This is a genomic window from Sphingomonas phyllosphaerae, assembly GCF_036946485.1.
Taxonomy (GTDB): domain Bacteria; phylum Pseudomonadota; class Alphaproteobacteria; order Sphingomonadales; family Sphingomonadaceae; genus Sphingomonas; species Sphingomonas phyllosphaerae_E.
Genome location: NZ_JAQIJA010000002.1, coordinates 231,224 through 245,441, shown reverse-complemented (window position 1 = coordinate 245,441; position 14,218 = coordinate 231,224). Strand labels below are relative to the sequence as shown.

Annotated in this window: 14 protein-coding genes; 11 read left to right on the top strand and 3 right to left on the bottom strand. The window is 63.5% G+C overall.

Features of this window, described 5'->3' with window-relative positions:
• Window positions 1-5 precede the first annotated feature (5 nt).
• The 3 genes from PGN16_RS06640 (at window position 6) to PGN16_RS06630 (ending at window position 2,769) form a co-directional block, all read left to right on the top strand.
• On the top strand, window positions 6-1,034 hold the full coding sequence (locus tag PGN16_RS06640) for a methionine synthase (protein ID WP_335308620.1): 1,029 nt from the start codon (window positions 6-8) through the stop codon (window positions 1,032-1,034).
• Window positions 1,035-1,217: 183 nt separating this feature from the next.
• On the top strand, window positions 1,218-2,183 hold the full coding sequence (locus PGN16_RS06635) for a bile acid:sodium symporter family protein (RefSeq protein WP_335308619.1): 966 nt from the start codon (window positions 1,218-1,220) through the stop codon (window positions 2,181-2,183).
• A 79-nt stretch (window positions 2,184-2,262) separates the two neighbouring features.
• Window positions 2,263-2,769: a flavin reductase family protein gene (locus tag PGN16_RS06630; protein ID WP_335308618.1), complete on the top strand. Its 507-nt coding sequence runs from the start codon at window positions 2,263-2,265 to the stop codon at window positions 2,767-2,769.
• Window positions 2,770-2,972: 203 nt separating this feature from the next.
• On the opposite strand, the gene PGN16_RS06625 is transcribed toward PGN16_RS06630, so the two are convergent.
• On the bottom strand, window positions 2,973-3,728 hold the full coding sequence (locus PGN16_RS06625) for a sulfite exporter TauE/SafE family protein (protein WP_335308617.1): 756 nt from the start codon (window positions 3,726-3,728) through the stop codon (window positions 2,973-2,975).
• Between the two features lie 97 nt (window positions 3,729-3,825).
• Between PGN16_RS06625 and PGN16_RS06620 the strand changes: the two genes are divergently transcribed.
• The 8 genes from PGN16_RS06620 to PGN16_RS06585 all read left to right on the top strand — a co-directional run bounded on the left by PGN16_RS06620 (window position 3,826) and on the right by PGN16_RS06585 (window position 12,053).
• Complete coding sequence (locus PGN16_RS06620; protein ID WP_335308616.1) at window positions 3,826-4,713, top strand: LysR family transcriptional regulator; 888 nt, start codon at window positions 3,826-3,828, stop codon at window positions 4,711-4,713.
• 134 nt (window positions 4,714-4,847) lie between these two features.
• The gene (locus tag PGN16_RS06615) at window positions 4,848-5,321 is read left to right on the top strand and encodes a sigma-70 family RNA polymerase sigma factor (protein ID WP_335308615.1); all 474 of its coding nucleotides are present in this window, start codon (window positions 4,848-4,850) and stop codon (window positions 5,319-5,321) included.
• 90 nt (window positions 5,322-5,411) lie between these two features.
• Window positions 5,412-6,386 (top strand): FecR family protein, encoded by a 975-nt coding sequence (locus PGN16_RS06610; RefSeq protein ID WP_335308614.1) that lies wholly within the window; start codon window positions 5,412-5,414, stop codon window positions 6,384-6,386.
• A gap of 127 nt (window positions 6,387-6,513) precedes the next feature.
• Window positions 6,514-9,096, top strand: a complete 2,583-nt coding sequence (locus tag PGN16_RS06605; RefSeq protein WP_335308613.1) for a TonB-dependent siderophore receptor — start codon at window positions 6,514-6,516, stop codon at window positions 9,094-9,096.
• Window positions 9,097-9,119: 23 nt separating this feature from the next.
• The gene (locus PGN16_RS06600; protein WP_335308612.1) at window positions 9,120-10,676 is read left to right on the top strand and encodes a PepSY-associated TM helix domain-containing protein; all 1,557 of its coding nucleotides are present in this window, start codon (window positions 9,120-9,122) and stop codon (window positions 10,674-10,676) included.
• Window positions 10,673-10,963 (top strand): DUF3325 domain-containing protein, encoded by a 291-nt coding sequence (locus PGN16_RS06595; protein WP_335308611.1) that lies wholly within the window; start codon window positions 10,673-10,675, stop codon window positions 10,961-10,963. The genes PGN16_RS06600 and PGN16_RS06595 overlap by 4 nt, the downstream gene beginning before the upstream one ends.
• Window positions 10,960-11,265 (top strand): hypothetical protein, encoded by a 306-nt coding sequence (locus PGN16_RS06590; protein ID WP_335308610.1) that lies wholly within the window; start codon window positions 10,960-10,962, stop codon window positions 11,263-11,265. The genes PGN16_RS06595 and PGN16_RS06590 overlap by 4 nt, the downstream gene beginning before the upstream one ends.
• Before the next feature lie 122 nt (window positions 11,266-11,387).
• Window positions 11,388-12,053, top strand: a complete 666-nt coding sequence (locus tag PGN16_RS06585) for an energy transducer TonB family protein (RefSeq protein ID WP_335308609.1) — start codon at window positions 11,388-11,390, stop codon at window positions 12,051-12,053.
• Between the two features lie 56 nt (window positions 12,054-12,109).
• Here the strand turns inward: PGN16_RS06585 and prpB are convergent, their stop codons facing one another.
• Both prpB and prpC read right to left on the bottom strand, forming a co-directional pair.
• On the bottom strand, window positions 12,110-13,030 hold the full coding sequence (prpB, locus tag PGN16_RS06580; protein WP_335308608.1) for a methylisocitrate lyase: 921 nt from the start codon (window positions 13,028-13,030) through the stop codon (window positions 12,110-12,112).
• Between the two features lie 14 nt (window positions 13,031-13,044).
• Window positions 13,045-14,208, bottom strand: coding sequence for a bifunctional 2-methylcitrate synthase/citrate synthase (gene prpC / locus PGN16_RS06575; RefSeq protein WP_335308607.1), 1,164 nt, complete (start codon window positions 14,206-14,208; stop codon window positions 13,045-13,047).
• Window positions 14,209-14,218: the final 10 nt, after the last annotated feature.

Genomic DNA, 14,218 nt, shown 5'->3' with positions numbered 1-14,218 from the left:
GCATCATGACGACATTGTTGCCGACGACGACCGCGGGCAGCCTGCCCAAGCCTTCCTGGCTGGCCCAGCCCGAAACCCTTTGGTCGCCGTGGAAGCTGGAGGGCGAGGAGCTGGTCGCGGGCAAGCAGGACGCGCTGCGCCTCGCGGTCGACGATCAGCGGCAGGCGGGGATCGATATCCTTGGTGACGGCGAGCAGACCCGCCAGCACTTCGTCACGACGTTCATCGAACATCTGGACGGCGTCGATTTCGAGAAGCGTGAGACGGTGCGCATCCGCAACCGCTATGATGCCAGCGTGCCGACGGTCGTCGGCGCCGTCTCGCGGCCTACGTCGGTGTTCGTTGACGACGCCCGTTTCCTGCGCGCCCAAACCGATCAGCCGATCAAGTGGACGCTCCCGGGGCCGATGACGATGATCGATACCCTGTACGACGCGCATTACCGGAGCCGCGAGAAGCTGGCGTGGGAGTTCGCCCGCATCCTCAACGAGGAAGCGCGCGAGCTGGAGGCCGCCGGGGTCGACATCATCCAGTTCGACGAACCCGCCTTCAACGTGTTCTTCGACGAGGCGAACGACTGGGGCATCGCCACGCTGGAGCGCGCGGCCGAGGGGCTGAAGGCCGAAACCGCCGTCCACATCTGCTACGGCTATGGCATCAAGGCCAATACCGACTGGAAAAAGACGCTCGGCTCCGAATGGCGCCAGTATGAGGAAACCTTCCCCAACCTCCAGAAGTCGAAGATCGATATCATCTCGCTCGAATGCCAGAACTCGCGCGTGCCCATGGACCTGATCGAACTGATCCGCGGAAAGAAGGTGATGGTCGGTGCGATCGACGTCGCGACCGACACGATCGAAACACCGGAACAGGTCGCCGACACGCTGCGCAACGCGCTGCGCTTCGTCGATGCCGACAAGCTCCTGCCCGCCACCAACTGCGGGATGGCGCCGCTGTCGCGCGATATCGCCCGGAGCAAGCTGAAGGCGCTGGGTGCCGGTGCCGAGATCATTCGCAAGGAACTGGCGGCCTGAACGACCGCCGCCATCGTCTGGCCTTTCCGCCGCGGACGATGACGTGCCTGACCTGAAGGTTTCCCCGGTGCCGTTGATCCCGCCCATCCATGACGAGGCGGACACGGTGCCGGGGAAGTCGATGCACAAGCGGTTCGCATGCGCCTGCGCGTCACGGCGAACCGCAAGACCGGATTATCGTCTATGAAGGCCATGCTGAGCCGGCTGCGGATCGACGCCTACATCCTTGCGATTGTGGCAATGGTGGTGATCGCCGCGATCCTGCCCGCCCGGGGCGCGGGCAAAGACGTGCTCGACATCGTGGTGCACGCCGCCATCGCGCTCCTCTTCTTCATCTACGGCGCGCGGATTTCCCGGCAGGCGATCTGGACGGGTATCCTGCATTGGCGGCTGCAATCGCTGGTGTTCGCAACGACGTTCGTGGTGTTTCCGCTGCTGGGCTTCGGGATTGCGAGACTCGCTGACGGGCATCTCGACAGCGGCCTCGTCACCGGGCTGATGTTCGTCGCGCTCTTACCCTCGACGGTGCAGTCGTCGATCGCCTTCACGTCGATCGCGCGCGGCAACGTACCCGCCGCCCTGTGCTGCGCATCCCTGTCGAACCTGGCGGGTGTCGTCATCACGCCGCTGCTGGCGACGATGGTCCTCAGCGCCGGGACGGGCGGCATGTCGCTCGATGCGGTAGGCGATATCGCGCTCCAGATCCTGTTGCCGTTCGTGGTCGGTCAGTTCGCACGACCGCTGATCGGCGAATGGCTGAACCGGCAGAAGACGCTGACGATGCTCGTCGATCGTGGCTCGATCCTGCTGGTCGTCTATTCCGCATTCAGCGCAGGCGTCGTGGCCGGTATCTGGAGCAGGGTCACGCCGCAGAGCCTCGGGCTCGTCATCGTCCTCGACCTCGTCATGCTGGCGATCGTGCTGGTCACAACCACGGCGGCAAGCCGCTTCCTGCGCTTCACGACCGAAGACGAGATCGCCATCGTGTTCTGCGGATCGAAGAAGAGCATGGCGAGCGGCCTGCCGATGGCCAACATCATCTTCCCCGCCAGCGCGGTCGGGCTGATCGTCCTGCCGCTGATGCTGTTCCACCAGATGCAGTTGATGGTCTGCGCGGCATTAGCCCGGCGCTACGCGAGGCGTGCCTAAACCGTCATTCCGATCGTCCCTGCGCGGACATGATCCCATTGCCGATGCCGATGCGTCCGGCGCTCCAGGACCGAAACCGATGAACCTGTTGACCCCTATCGACGAAGAGACAGACCTGCGCCGCGTGTTCAGCCGGTTCCCGACCGGCGTCACCGCGCTCTGTGCGATGGATCGGGACGCGCCTGTCGGCATGACGGCGAGCGCGTTCGTCGCCATCTCGATCACGCCGCCTCTCGTCTCGGTCTGCATCAAGCATGGCTCGGCGACCTGGCGGCAATTGCGCAGTTTCGGGCGCATCGGCATCTCGTTCCTAGGAGCGAGCCACGCCGCGACCGCGCGTCAATTGGCACAGAAGGGCGGCGACCGCTTCCAAGGGCTTGGATACGACACGACCCCGGACGGCGCGGTGTTCCTGACCGATGCCGGCGCCTGGCTGGATTGTTCGGTCGAGCAGGAGATCGCGGCGGGCGATCACGACATCATCCTGTTCCGGCTCCACCGGGCCGCAACCGCGGAGGGGATCATGCCGCTGGTCTTTCACTCCAGCGTTTTTCACACGCTGACGCCGATTGACCTGGAAAATTGACAATCCGGGAATATATAAATTTCTCGCACCCGTTGTCATGCGGTCCGATTCCTTACTTATACAAGATGAGGCTATGAATATTCATCTTTGATGATGCCATAACTTTGCAGATTGGACGAACCTTCAATGCTTTGGCGCTATAGTCACTCAGATAAAATTCCAACCTGCAAATCCAACATGCCACCTCTCTCACGCATCTCTGCTTATTCTGAAAGCGCGCTGTGTATAGCCATTTGTATTCCGAGTAGCAGTAGGAAGACTAGGAAGAGTCGTCGGAACAGTTGGGGGCTGATCCGCGTGCGGATCACCTGCCCGGCCGCCATGCCGAGCAGCGCGGGAATGACGGCCAGCGTCGAGGTCAGGACATTTCCGACCGGAGCTGCGCCATGCCAGAACAAGCCGATCGCGAGCGCGATCGTTGATACGGTGAAGGACAGGCCCAGTGCCTGCACCAGATCGTCGCGTTCCAGATCGAGCGACTGAATATATGGGACGGCGGGAATAACGAATACGCCCGTCGCGCCCGTCACCAGTCCGGTGACGAAGCCGATCACCGGCGACAGCCACGGTTCCCATCGCGGCGAGACATGGAGCGGTTTGGCGAGCAGCGTGTATGCTGCGTAGATGACGAGGGCGACACCGAGACCAATCGTCGTGAGTTCGGTGCGCCCGCCGGTCAGCAGCATCGATCCGAACACGGTGCCAAGCACGATCGTAAGCATCATCGGCCACAGGCGGCGGATCAGCATCCCGAACCGAGGCCCGGCCAGAAGCTGCCAGACGTTGGTTACGAACGACGGCACCAGCAGGAGCGCAGCGGCAGCGAGGGGTGATAGCAGCGATCCCAGCACGCCCATCGCCACCGTGGGCAGGCCCATGCCCGTTACGCCCTTCACAACGCCCGCCGCAAAGAAGGTGGCGACGATCGCTGCAATGAGGGGGAGCGAATAATCGAGCATGCCGCAGGCCTAACCGTCACACCCGCGCCCACAATGCGGAAGGTCCGAGCGCTGGCTTCGGTTGTGCCGAAGGCACGGGATGCACTAGATTGCTCCGATGCGGTTTGACCTCACAGACCTTCGGCTGTTCCTGGCGGTGGTCGATGCCGGCAGCATCACCCACGGCGCGGCCGACGTGGGCCTGTCACTACCGGCAGCCAGCGAACGTCTTCGCGATATGGAAGCCACCGGGGAAGTGACCTTGCTGAACAGGGGGCGTCGTGGCATCGCGCCGACCGAAGCCGGGGAGATGCTGGCACACCACGCCCGCACGATCCTGCACCACATGGCGCAGATGCGGGGCGATATCGGTCAGTACGCGAAGGGGTTGCGCGCTTCGGTGCGCATCTTCGCGAACACCGCCGCCATCACCGAGTTTCTGCCCGGGCGGCTTGGCCTCTGGATGGCTGCACACCCTCAGATCGACGTCGACCTGAAGGAGCGTGAGAGCGGCGAAGTCGCCAGGAACGTCAGCGCGGGCTTTGCCGAGATCGGCGTGCTGTCGAGCGCGGTCGCGATGGATAATCTGACGACGCGGCCCTTTGCGATTGACCGCCTCGTTGTCGTCGCAACCAGAAAGCATCCACTGGCGGGAAACGGTCAGGTGCGGTTCGCTGACCTTCTCGGCGATCCCTTTATCGGCATGGCCGGCGGGGCCTTGCAGGATCATATCGAGGGCCACGCATCCCGCGTCGGTACGAAAATGAAGATGCGTGTTCGTCTTCGCAGCTTCCAGGGCATCTGCCGGATGGCCGGCGCTGGTGCGGGCGTCGGCATCATTCCTGAGTCCGCTGCAAAACGGTGCCAGCGATCGACCCAGATAGCGATCATCCGGTTGCGCGATGAATGGGCGACCCGCCGCCTGTCGTTGTGTGTACGCGATGAAAGCGACCTTACACCGCCCGCCAAGGCGCTGTTCGATCACCTCTCAGAGGCAGTCGAGTAGGGATTAGAAACACGTTGTTTTCGAGAACCACCCTTCCGGTTTTAAGGCTCAAACGTACGGTGTTGCGAGACGTTCTCATTACGAGCTACAATCGTCCGATGTCGACCAACGCTGTTACTCTCTCGTGCCTCCTGTTGAGCGAGCGTTCGACGTGGCTCCGCGTAGTGGAACGTATCCTGCGCGACCGGTCGGCAGCGGAGGACGTCACCCAGAGGTTGTGGTTCAACGTACAGGTCGTGCGGGACGATCCGCCGATAGGCAATCCGCATGCCTACCTGCGTCGCATGGCGATCAACGCCGCGACCGACGAGCTTCGTGCCACGTCGCGCCGGATGGCGGATACGCAGGGAGAGATCGAGCATCTCTTGTGGATCGAGGACGATCGTCCAGGGCAGGACCGGATCGTCTTGGGCCGCGACATGGTCGAACGTATCGACGCGGCCGTGGAGGCGCTTCCCGAACCGACCCGCGGCATTTTCCGTCTGAACCGCGTCCACGGCACGACGCAACGCGAAATCGCCGCACGCTACGGCATCTCAACAACGGTCGTGGAACGCCACATCCGCCGGGCGCTCCATATACTGTCGAACGTAAGAAGGGCGGAGTGACTTTATTTTCGCCCACCCTGTTAGGAACAGCCTTTACCCAAACGTCAAACCTTATAGCGGACCGTCCGGGGCCGGCTGTCGGGGTGCGAAATGACTGAAAGCATTCGCGATCGAGAGGAACGCGCGGCCGAAGAGGCGCGGCGCTGGATCGCACGGATGGCTTCGGGCGATATGAGTCCTGACGAACTCGAGAAGTTCAGGGCGTGGCGCGTCGGCGAACCGCTCCATGATCGTGCCTTTGGGGAAGCGCGGGCGGTCTGGCGGGCGGCGGGCGGAGGGCCGGATGGCAGGGCCTTGCCGTCGGCGGACCATCGCCCCCGCCCCCATCTGCCATCGTTCTTCGGGCAACCCATCCGCCGGATTGCCGTCACCGGCGCGGCCCTCGCGGTCGTCGCCGGCCTAGTCTGGGGCGACGAGCTTTCCGTGCTGCTGCGCGCCGACCATCGCACCGGGACGCTTGTGGAGAGTATCACGCTCGCGGATGGAAGTCGGGCGATGCTCGATGCCGGCACGGCAATCACCATCTCCTATGATGGAAAGGAGCGCCGGATCGAGCTGCTGCGCGGCGACGCCTGGTTCGATGTCGCACACGGCGACCAGCGGCCCTTCCGCGTCGCTGCGCTCGGCGGCGAGACACAGGATGTCGGCACCGCCTTCGAGGTCCGTCGCGAAGATGGCGCCGTTTCAGTTGCGGTGTCTCAAGGGGCCGTCGAGATACGCTCCCCTTCGGACGGGCGGGGGCTGCTGCTGCGCACTTCTGAGCGGGCACGCTATGCCCAGGGTGCCCCCCCAATCCGGATAGGCCATGCTGCGCCGGATACGATCGCGGCATGGCGGCAGGGCGAGATCCTGTTCGACCGTACTGACGCTCGAGCCGCCATTTCGCGGATCGGCCGCTATCGCGCCGGACCGGTGTTCATTCTCGGCGCACTCGCGCACTCGCGGCGTGTCAGCGGCGCCTTTCGCGTCGACCGGCCCGATGAAGCGATAGACGCCATCGCCGGGATGAGTGGCCTGTCCGTATCCAGGATCGGCGGCATCGCTGTGCTTCGACCGGTAGACTAAAATTATTTTTGCTGGGTGTTAGGAATCGCCTTCGCGCCACCGTCAAACAAAGGGGGTGGCGCTTGCTATTGCAGCGCACTCTCATATTGGGGCGCGGTCATCCCGTGTCCGAGCATGGGAAGATATGATGATCCGCAATTCCGCCCGACGGCCCATGAGCGCCGCGGCACGTTTCCCGCTGATGGTGTCCGGCGCAATGCTGGCACCGCTTATTGCCTTCGCCGCCGCCACGCCCGCGCAGGCGCAATCGGCTTCGAGCCGGGGAACGCGGACCTACGATATCCCGGCTCAATCGCTGGCAAGCGGACTACGCGAATATATGCGCCAGTCTGGCGTCCAGGTCGGGTATCCGAGCGAGATTGGCGACAAAGTCACGACCTCGCCAGTCCGCGGATCGCTCAGTGCGGCGGAGGCGCTTTCCCGCCTGCTTACCGGCACGGGCCTGTCCTTCCGTTTCACCGGCACCAATACCGCGACCCTGGAACGTGCACCCCAGGCGGCCGGCGGTGCGATCCAGCTTGGACCGGTGCGGGTCGAAGGCGATGCCGGCGGGAATAACCCATCCGCGGCGAGCGCATCCGACAACCGGGACATTACCGAGGGAACCCGGTCTTATGCCGCCTCGCGGGTATCGCTTGGCAAGGGCCAGGATATCCGAGAGACGCCGCAATCCATCACTGTCATCACGCGCCAGCGCATCGAGGATCAGGGATTGATGTCGGTCGGCGACGTGATGGCGCAGACGGCCGGCGTTACCACTGACTATGCGGGAGCCGGCGGACTGGGGGGCACGGCCAATAGCTTCTATGCCCGCGGCTTCCAGATGACCAACATGCAGATCGACGGCGCCTCCGTCGACATGTTCAGTCAGCAGACGTTCGATCCCAATATGGCCATGTACGACAGCGTCCAGGTCGTTCGCGGCGCAGATGGACTGTACAGCGCCAACGGTGAGCCCGGCGGTACTATCAACCTCGTGCGCAAGCGCCCACTGGACCATCTACAATTGCTTGCCACGGGCGTCCTCGGTAGTTGGAATCGGCGTCAGGCCGAATTGGACGTGGCGGGACCGCTGGCGCTTGACGGTAAAGTTCGCGGCCGCATGGTCGTTTCACACATTGCGCGCGACTTCTTCTACGACGCCGCTGACACGCGAAGCACGCTTGTATACGCCATATTGGAGGCCGACCTTACGCCCTCCACCCTGCTCACCTTTGGCGGCAGCTACGAGGATGCGGCGGGAACCCCGTGGCGGAACGGGCTTCCCCGCGCACCCGACGGTTCCGACCTCCATCTGCCGCGCAGTACCGCGCTACTGGCCAGTTGGAACCATTTCGACAGGGATACGCGCGAGGTGTTCGCCCAGCTCGAGCAGCAATTGGGCGGTGACTGGCGTCTCAAGGTGCACGCGAACCATATCAGGCTAAGCAGCGACAGCCGCCTGACTAACGGGGAGGGCGCGGTCGATCCGGCGACGGGGCTCGGCTCCGAGCTCAGCGGATTCTCCAACGACTTCGCCTCAAGAAAATGGGCGTTCGATGCGAATGTCTCCGGATCCTTCCAGATGTTCGGGCGCCAGCAGAAGCTGCTGTTCGGCGGCGACTGGACCAAGATCCGCGATGTGCAGGATACCTATTTCTCCCAGGTCGATCTTTCTTCACCGGGGCTGAATGTCCGCGGCTTCGACCCTAACCGGGTACCCTTGCCCTCCCTGGTCTGGCGGACACGCAGCTTTCCGGATTACGGCGCGATCCAGAAGGGCCTGTATGGGAGGTTGGCCGTTAGTCCGGTCGCCGGGCTCACGGCGATCGCGGGCGCCCGCTATTCCTCCTATGAATATCAGTCACCCTATGTCCGCTACGACAGGGCAGGCAATGTCACCAGCAGTAGCATGTCAGCGTACAGGCAGTCGGGGATCTTCACGCCGTACGGCGGTGTCCTTTACGACCTCGACCGTCGATGGACGGCCTATGTCAGCGTTGCGGAAATCTACAAGTCGCAGGCCAACAATCTGGCTGGACCGCTGCCCGGCGAGCCGCTGGATGCCATCACCGGCCGCAATTACGAAGCTGGCATCAAAGGCGAACTGGCGCAAGGCCGCCTCACTACGTCACTAGCGGTCTATCGCATCGAGCGGAACGGAGAGGCGGTCCGCGATCCGAACTATCCCGACAGCGACGTGGGCAATCTCGGCCTCAACTGCTGCTGGCTGCGACAGGGCCGGGTCAGGAGCGAGGGATTCGAAGCCGAAGTGAACGGTGAAGTCGTGCCGGGTCTTCAGTTGGCGGCAGGATACACCTTCAACAACAACAGCAATCTTCGTGAAAACGCCAAGTACAGCACGATCACGCCACGGCACCTGTTGAAGATATGGACGACCTATGATTTCCAGGGCCCTCTCGAAGGATTGAAGGTCGGCGCCGGCGTGGTTGCGCAAACCGCGCAATATGTACGCGGCAGCGTCGACCGTTACGACAGGGCCACCGATCCCTGGACGGTGATCGGCGCCGTACCGTTCGAATTTACGCAAAAAGGCTATTCGGTCTGGAATACCTCTGTGGAGTATCGTCTCAGTGATCGATTGTCGGCAACGGCCAACCTAAACAATATCTTCGACAAGACCTACTATAAGACGGTCGGCAACAGCAGCGCAAACAACTGGTATGGCGACCCTCGCAACGTTATGCTGATTATCCGCGCCAAATATTAATGCAGGTGCACAGGTCAATCCCGATGGACCGCAGTTTTCGTCAAACAATGGCCGCGTTGCACACCCGGTCCGGCCTGCTGCCGGGCTGGCTGCTCTATGCAATCTTCCTGTTCGGAACGACGGCGTTCTTCCAGTCTGAAATCAGCGCATGGATGACGCCGGAAGTCCGCGACGCTCCGGTGACGCGGAAGGCGCTCGACCGGGCCTGGGCCTTCCTGAATGAAAAGGCGCCAGATGCCGAGCGGTGGATGATTTCCCTACCGGGCGGAATGCGCCCCGAACTCTTTTCAGTGTCGTGGATACCGCGAGAGGATGCATCCGCCCGCCACGGCGAAGTAGTGCTGGACATGGTCACCGGGCATGAGGTGACGGTTCGGGAGACGCGGGGCGGCAATTTCCTGTACCGTTTTCATTTCGATCTTCATTACATCCCCGTGGCGTGGTCCCGGCTAATCGTGAGCATTGCCGCACTCGCGATGCTGGTCGGCATCCTCTCGGGCGTAATCATCCACAAAAAGATCTTCGGAGATTTTTTCTTGCTACGCTTTGGAAAGGCGCAGCGAAGCTGGCTTGACGCCCATAATGTCACTGCCGTCCTCGCCCTGCCTTTCCATCTCATGATCACCTATACCGGACTGGTCACACTGCTTTTCACGCTGATGCCTTGGGCGATCAGCGCCAATTACCCGAGTGTGGACGCCTTTTACGAGGCTTTGCATGAGACCGGTCCCCGGCAGGAGGCGACGGGCAAGCATGCCGCACTGCTGCCGCTGCCAATCCTTATTGATCGCGCAGCGCGCATCTATGGCGATGCCCGCCCAAGCTCGATCACAATCGACAACCCCGGGGACGCGAGTGCCACCGTAGTGACGTGGCCACGGGACGACACGATCTTTCGGGGACACGGCGCCATTTCCTTCAGTGGTGTGTCTGGTCGACTGCTGTACGAAGCCCGGCAAACGGCTGCTGCGTCCGCGACGAAGGGTGTGATGATCGGCCTGCACGCCGGACGCTATTCCGGACCGGTGCTACGGTGGCTCTACTTCCTGTCCGGCCTTGCCGCCACGATGATGATCGCTACGGGCTTGGTGCTCTGGACGGTGAAGCGACGGTTGAAGCTGCCCGATCCGGCGCGACCGCATCTAGGTTTCCGGCTCGTCGAACGGCTCAACATCGGCGCGATTGTCGGCGCGCCCGCAGGGATAGCGGCGTATTTTCTGGCCAACCGGTTGTTGCCGCCGAGCATGGCGCATCGCGGCGATTGGGAGATCAACAGCCTCTTCGTCGCCTGGGGAGGCCTGTTCGTCTGGACGCTGGCGAGACCCGCCAAGCGTGCCTGGGTCGAGGCGCTGGCCGCATGTGGTGCACTCTATGCGCTAGTGCCGCTCGCAAACGCCGCCACGACGGCGCGTGGCTTGATCCCCAGCCTGATCACACGCGACTGGGTATTTGCCGGATTCGACCTCGTGATGCTGGCGATGACCGCAATATGTACCTTCACGGCATGGCGAGTCGTCCACCACGTGCCCAAGGCCGCTCCCCGGCGTAAAGCGCGCGCACCTTTGGCGGCTACGTCGTGATCCACCTCTCCATCTTCCTGCTCGTGCTGTCGGGTTTTGTCCTCATCCTGTTGTCGATGGCGCGTCACCGGCAGGATTGGCTGCGCAGCCGGCCTTGTCCGGCATCGAGCTTCGCTCTGCGCATCATCGGGTTCGGGGCGTTGACATCCGCCTTCGCGGTGGCCGGAGCCGCCCTTGGCTGGGCCTATGGTGCTGTGACCTGGTTCGGATGGCTGACTATGGCCGCCTTCCTGGTCGTCACCCTGAACACGAACCGAGAGCGCATCTTGCGAAAGGGACGGAGATGAACGCGGCGGCCGAAGCGGCTCGTATCGGGTCGATTGTATCGAGGGTTCTGGCAGGCACGGTGGGCGCCTATGCCTTGACCTCGCTGGTGACAGCTCTCGTGTCCCTGCTGCTCGCGGGCATCGGACTGGACAGGGCCGAAGCCGTCACCGCCGCCACGCTGCCGAGCTTCGCCATCTTCGCGATCATCGCCATGACGGCCTTTCGCGTCCGCCGCGCGGCGCGCGCATGGGGCTGGCTGATCGCGCTCGCAGTGCCCATGGTCATCCTGCTGCTCTTGCTCCACCAGGGGATAAAAGGGTGAACGTAGCCGCTACGAGCAAATCCGGTACCGATGACCAACAGGCAACGCCGACGCTTTCACCCCGGGCGGAACAAAACATGCTGACGGACCGGCGGCCATCGACGCGCTATTGCGATGGGCCCGTGAGCGCTGGAACCCGCCTTTTTGGCATCGGCGTGGTGTCCTGCATCGTCCTGCTGATCGCGGGCGTCACCCTGTTCACCTGGACCCAATATCAGGCGGTCACGCCACCCTCGACGCTGAGCGTCTTCGACGTGGCACCTCCCGCAGCACCGCCCGAGCCGGTACGCGAAGTGCCGCCCGGCCCGGAGAAAGATCATAAGGAGAGGCAGACGCCCGTTCCAGATGTTGCGAGGATCGAGCCCCCGCTAGTGCATGTGCCCGGCATCAAGCCGCCGCAGGTGGTTGTGGCGGAGCCGGTGCCCGATCCCGGACCGCCGGTGAAGGAGACGACCGCGCCGGAAATCAAGCCCGCCCCGCCCGCGCCACAGGTCTCGATTAGCAAGCCAACCTGGGAGGGGCTGGTCTTGGGAGCGCTCAACAGGGTGAAGCGCTACCCGCGCGATGCCTCGTTCCGGCGGCAGCAGGGCATGCCCTACATCCGCTTCGTCATGGACCGCGACGGGAGGATAGTGTCCTCCCGCCTCGAAAGCTCCTCCGGTATCCGCTCGCTGGACAACGAGGCCGTCAGCCTTCCCAAGCGTGCTCAACCATTGCCGAAACCGCCAGCAGAACTCACGGGTGACAGGATCGAGTTGGTTGTACCAGTCGAATTCTTCATGCGATGACGCTGAATGCTCGAGACACCTGCACTGAAACGAGGCTCGTCGCGATCCCCAATCTATCACGCCTGCGGCATGGCTTCGGGAACGATCGTCTTCACGATCGAGGCGTCCAGCGCCTCGTAATCGTGCAGCCCGATCACGTCGTACAGTTCGGCCCGCGTCTGCATCCGCTCGACCATGTTATGCGTGCCGCCATCGCGCTGGATCGCGGCGTACAGCTCGGCCTGCGCCTTGTTGGCGACGCGTAAGGACGACACTGGCCAGATCACCATCTTGTAGCCCATCGCTTCGAATTCCTGCGCCGTGAAGAACGGGGTCTTGCCGAACTCGGTCATGTTGGCGAGCAACGGCACGCCCGGCATCGCGACGGCGAAAGCCTCGAACATCTCGCGACTGGTCAGCCCTTCCGGGAAGATCGCGTCCGCACCTGCCTCGACATAGGCCCGGGCGCGCTCGACCGCGGCGTCGAAGCCATCGACCCCGACCGCATCGGTGCGGGCGACGATCACGAGATCGCGCGCCGCCTTTCTGGCAGCCGCGACCTTGGCCGCCATGTCGACGGTCGGAACCAGGCTCTTGCCGTTCAGGTGCCCGCATTTCTTGGGCAGGATCTGGTCTTCGAGATGGACCGCACCGGCTCCGGCATCCTCGAACGTCCGCACCATGTGCATGACGTTCAGCGCCTCACCATAGCCGGTGTCGCCATCGACCAGCAGCGGCAGCGCGGCCGAGCGCGCAATCTGGCGGATGAAGAATGCGACTTCATCGATGGTGATGATGCCGAGATCAGGGAGGCCCATCGACGCGGTCATTGCCGCCCCCGACAGGTAAAGCCCCTCAAACCCGGCATCGCGGGCCTGGATCGCGGACTGGCCATTGTGGGCGCCCGGGAGACGGTAGATGCCCGGGCGCAACAGCGCGGCGCGGAAGCGCTTGCCCGCGGATTCGGTGGGAAGTTCGGCGGCAACGAGATACGGCAAAGCGGGATACTCCTTCAGGCAGCGAGATGGTCGCCGCGAGCGGCGAGCGGCACCCAGGCGAGGTCTTCGGGGCCGGTGTAATTGGCGGACGGGCGAATGATCTTGTTGTCCTGGCGCTGCTCGATGACATGCGCCGCCCAACCGGTGGTGCGCGCGATGACGAACAGCGGCGTGAACATCGCGGTCGGCACGCCCATCAGGTTGTAGGAAACGGCCGAGAACCAGTCGAGGTTCGGGAACATGGCCTTCGCGTCCCACATCACCTCCTCGATGCGGGCGGCGACGGCGAACTGGCGCTGGGCACCCGCCTCGTCGGCGAGCGCCTTGGCGACGCGCTTGATGACGACGTTGCGGGGATCGGCCACGGTATAGACAGGGTGGCCGAAGCCGATCACGACCTCCTTGGCCTCGACGCGGCGACGGATGTCGGCTTCCGCCTCGTCGGGGGTCGCGTACCGCTTCTGGATTTCGTAGGCGACCTCGTTCGCGCCACCATGCTTGGGACCGCGCAGGGCGCCGATCGCGCCGGCGACCGCTGAATACATGTCCGAGCCGGTGCCGGCGATCACGCGGGCGGTGAAGGTCGAGGCGTTGAACTCGTGCTCGGCATAGAGAATGAGCGAGGTGTGCATCGCGCGCACGGAGCTCTCGGACGGCGCCTCACCATGCAGGAGGTGGAGGAAATGCCCGCCGATGCTGTCGTCGTCGGTCTCCACCTCGATCCGGCGACCATGATGCGCGAAATGATACCAGTAGAGCAGGATCGATCCGAGCGAGGCCATCAGCCGGTCGGCGATATCTCGCGCATCGGCGACGTTGTGATCGTGGGTTTCCGGCAGGACGCACCCGAGCGCCGACACGCCCGAGCGCATGACGTCCATCGGGTGTGCCGCGGCCGGGATCGCCTCCAGCGCGTCCTTTACCGAGCGCGGCAGGCCACGCAGCGTCCGTAGCTTCTTCTTGTACGACGCGAGCTGTGCCGCGGTCGGCAGGGTGGCGTGGACCAGCAGATGGGCGATTTCCTCGAACTCGCTCGTCTCGGCGAAGTCGAGAATGTCATAGCCGCGATAATGAAGGTCGTTGCCGGTGCGCCCGACGGTGCACAGCGCGGTGTTGCCGGCGGTCACGCCCGAGAGCGCGACCGATTTCTTCGGCTTGAAGGTGGGGACGTCGTTCATCGGTCTGGCT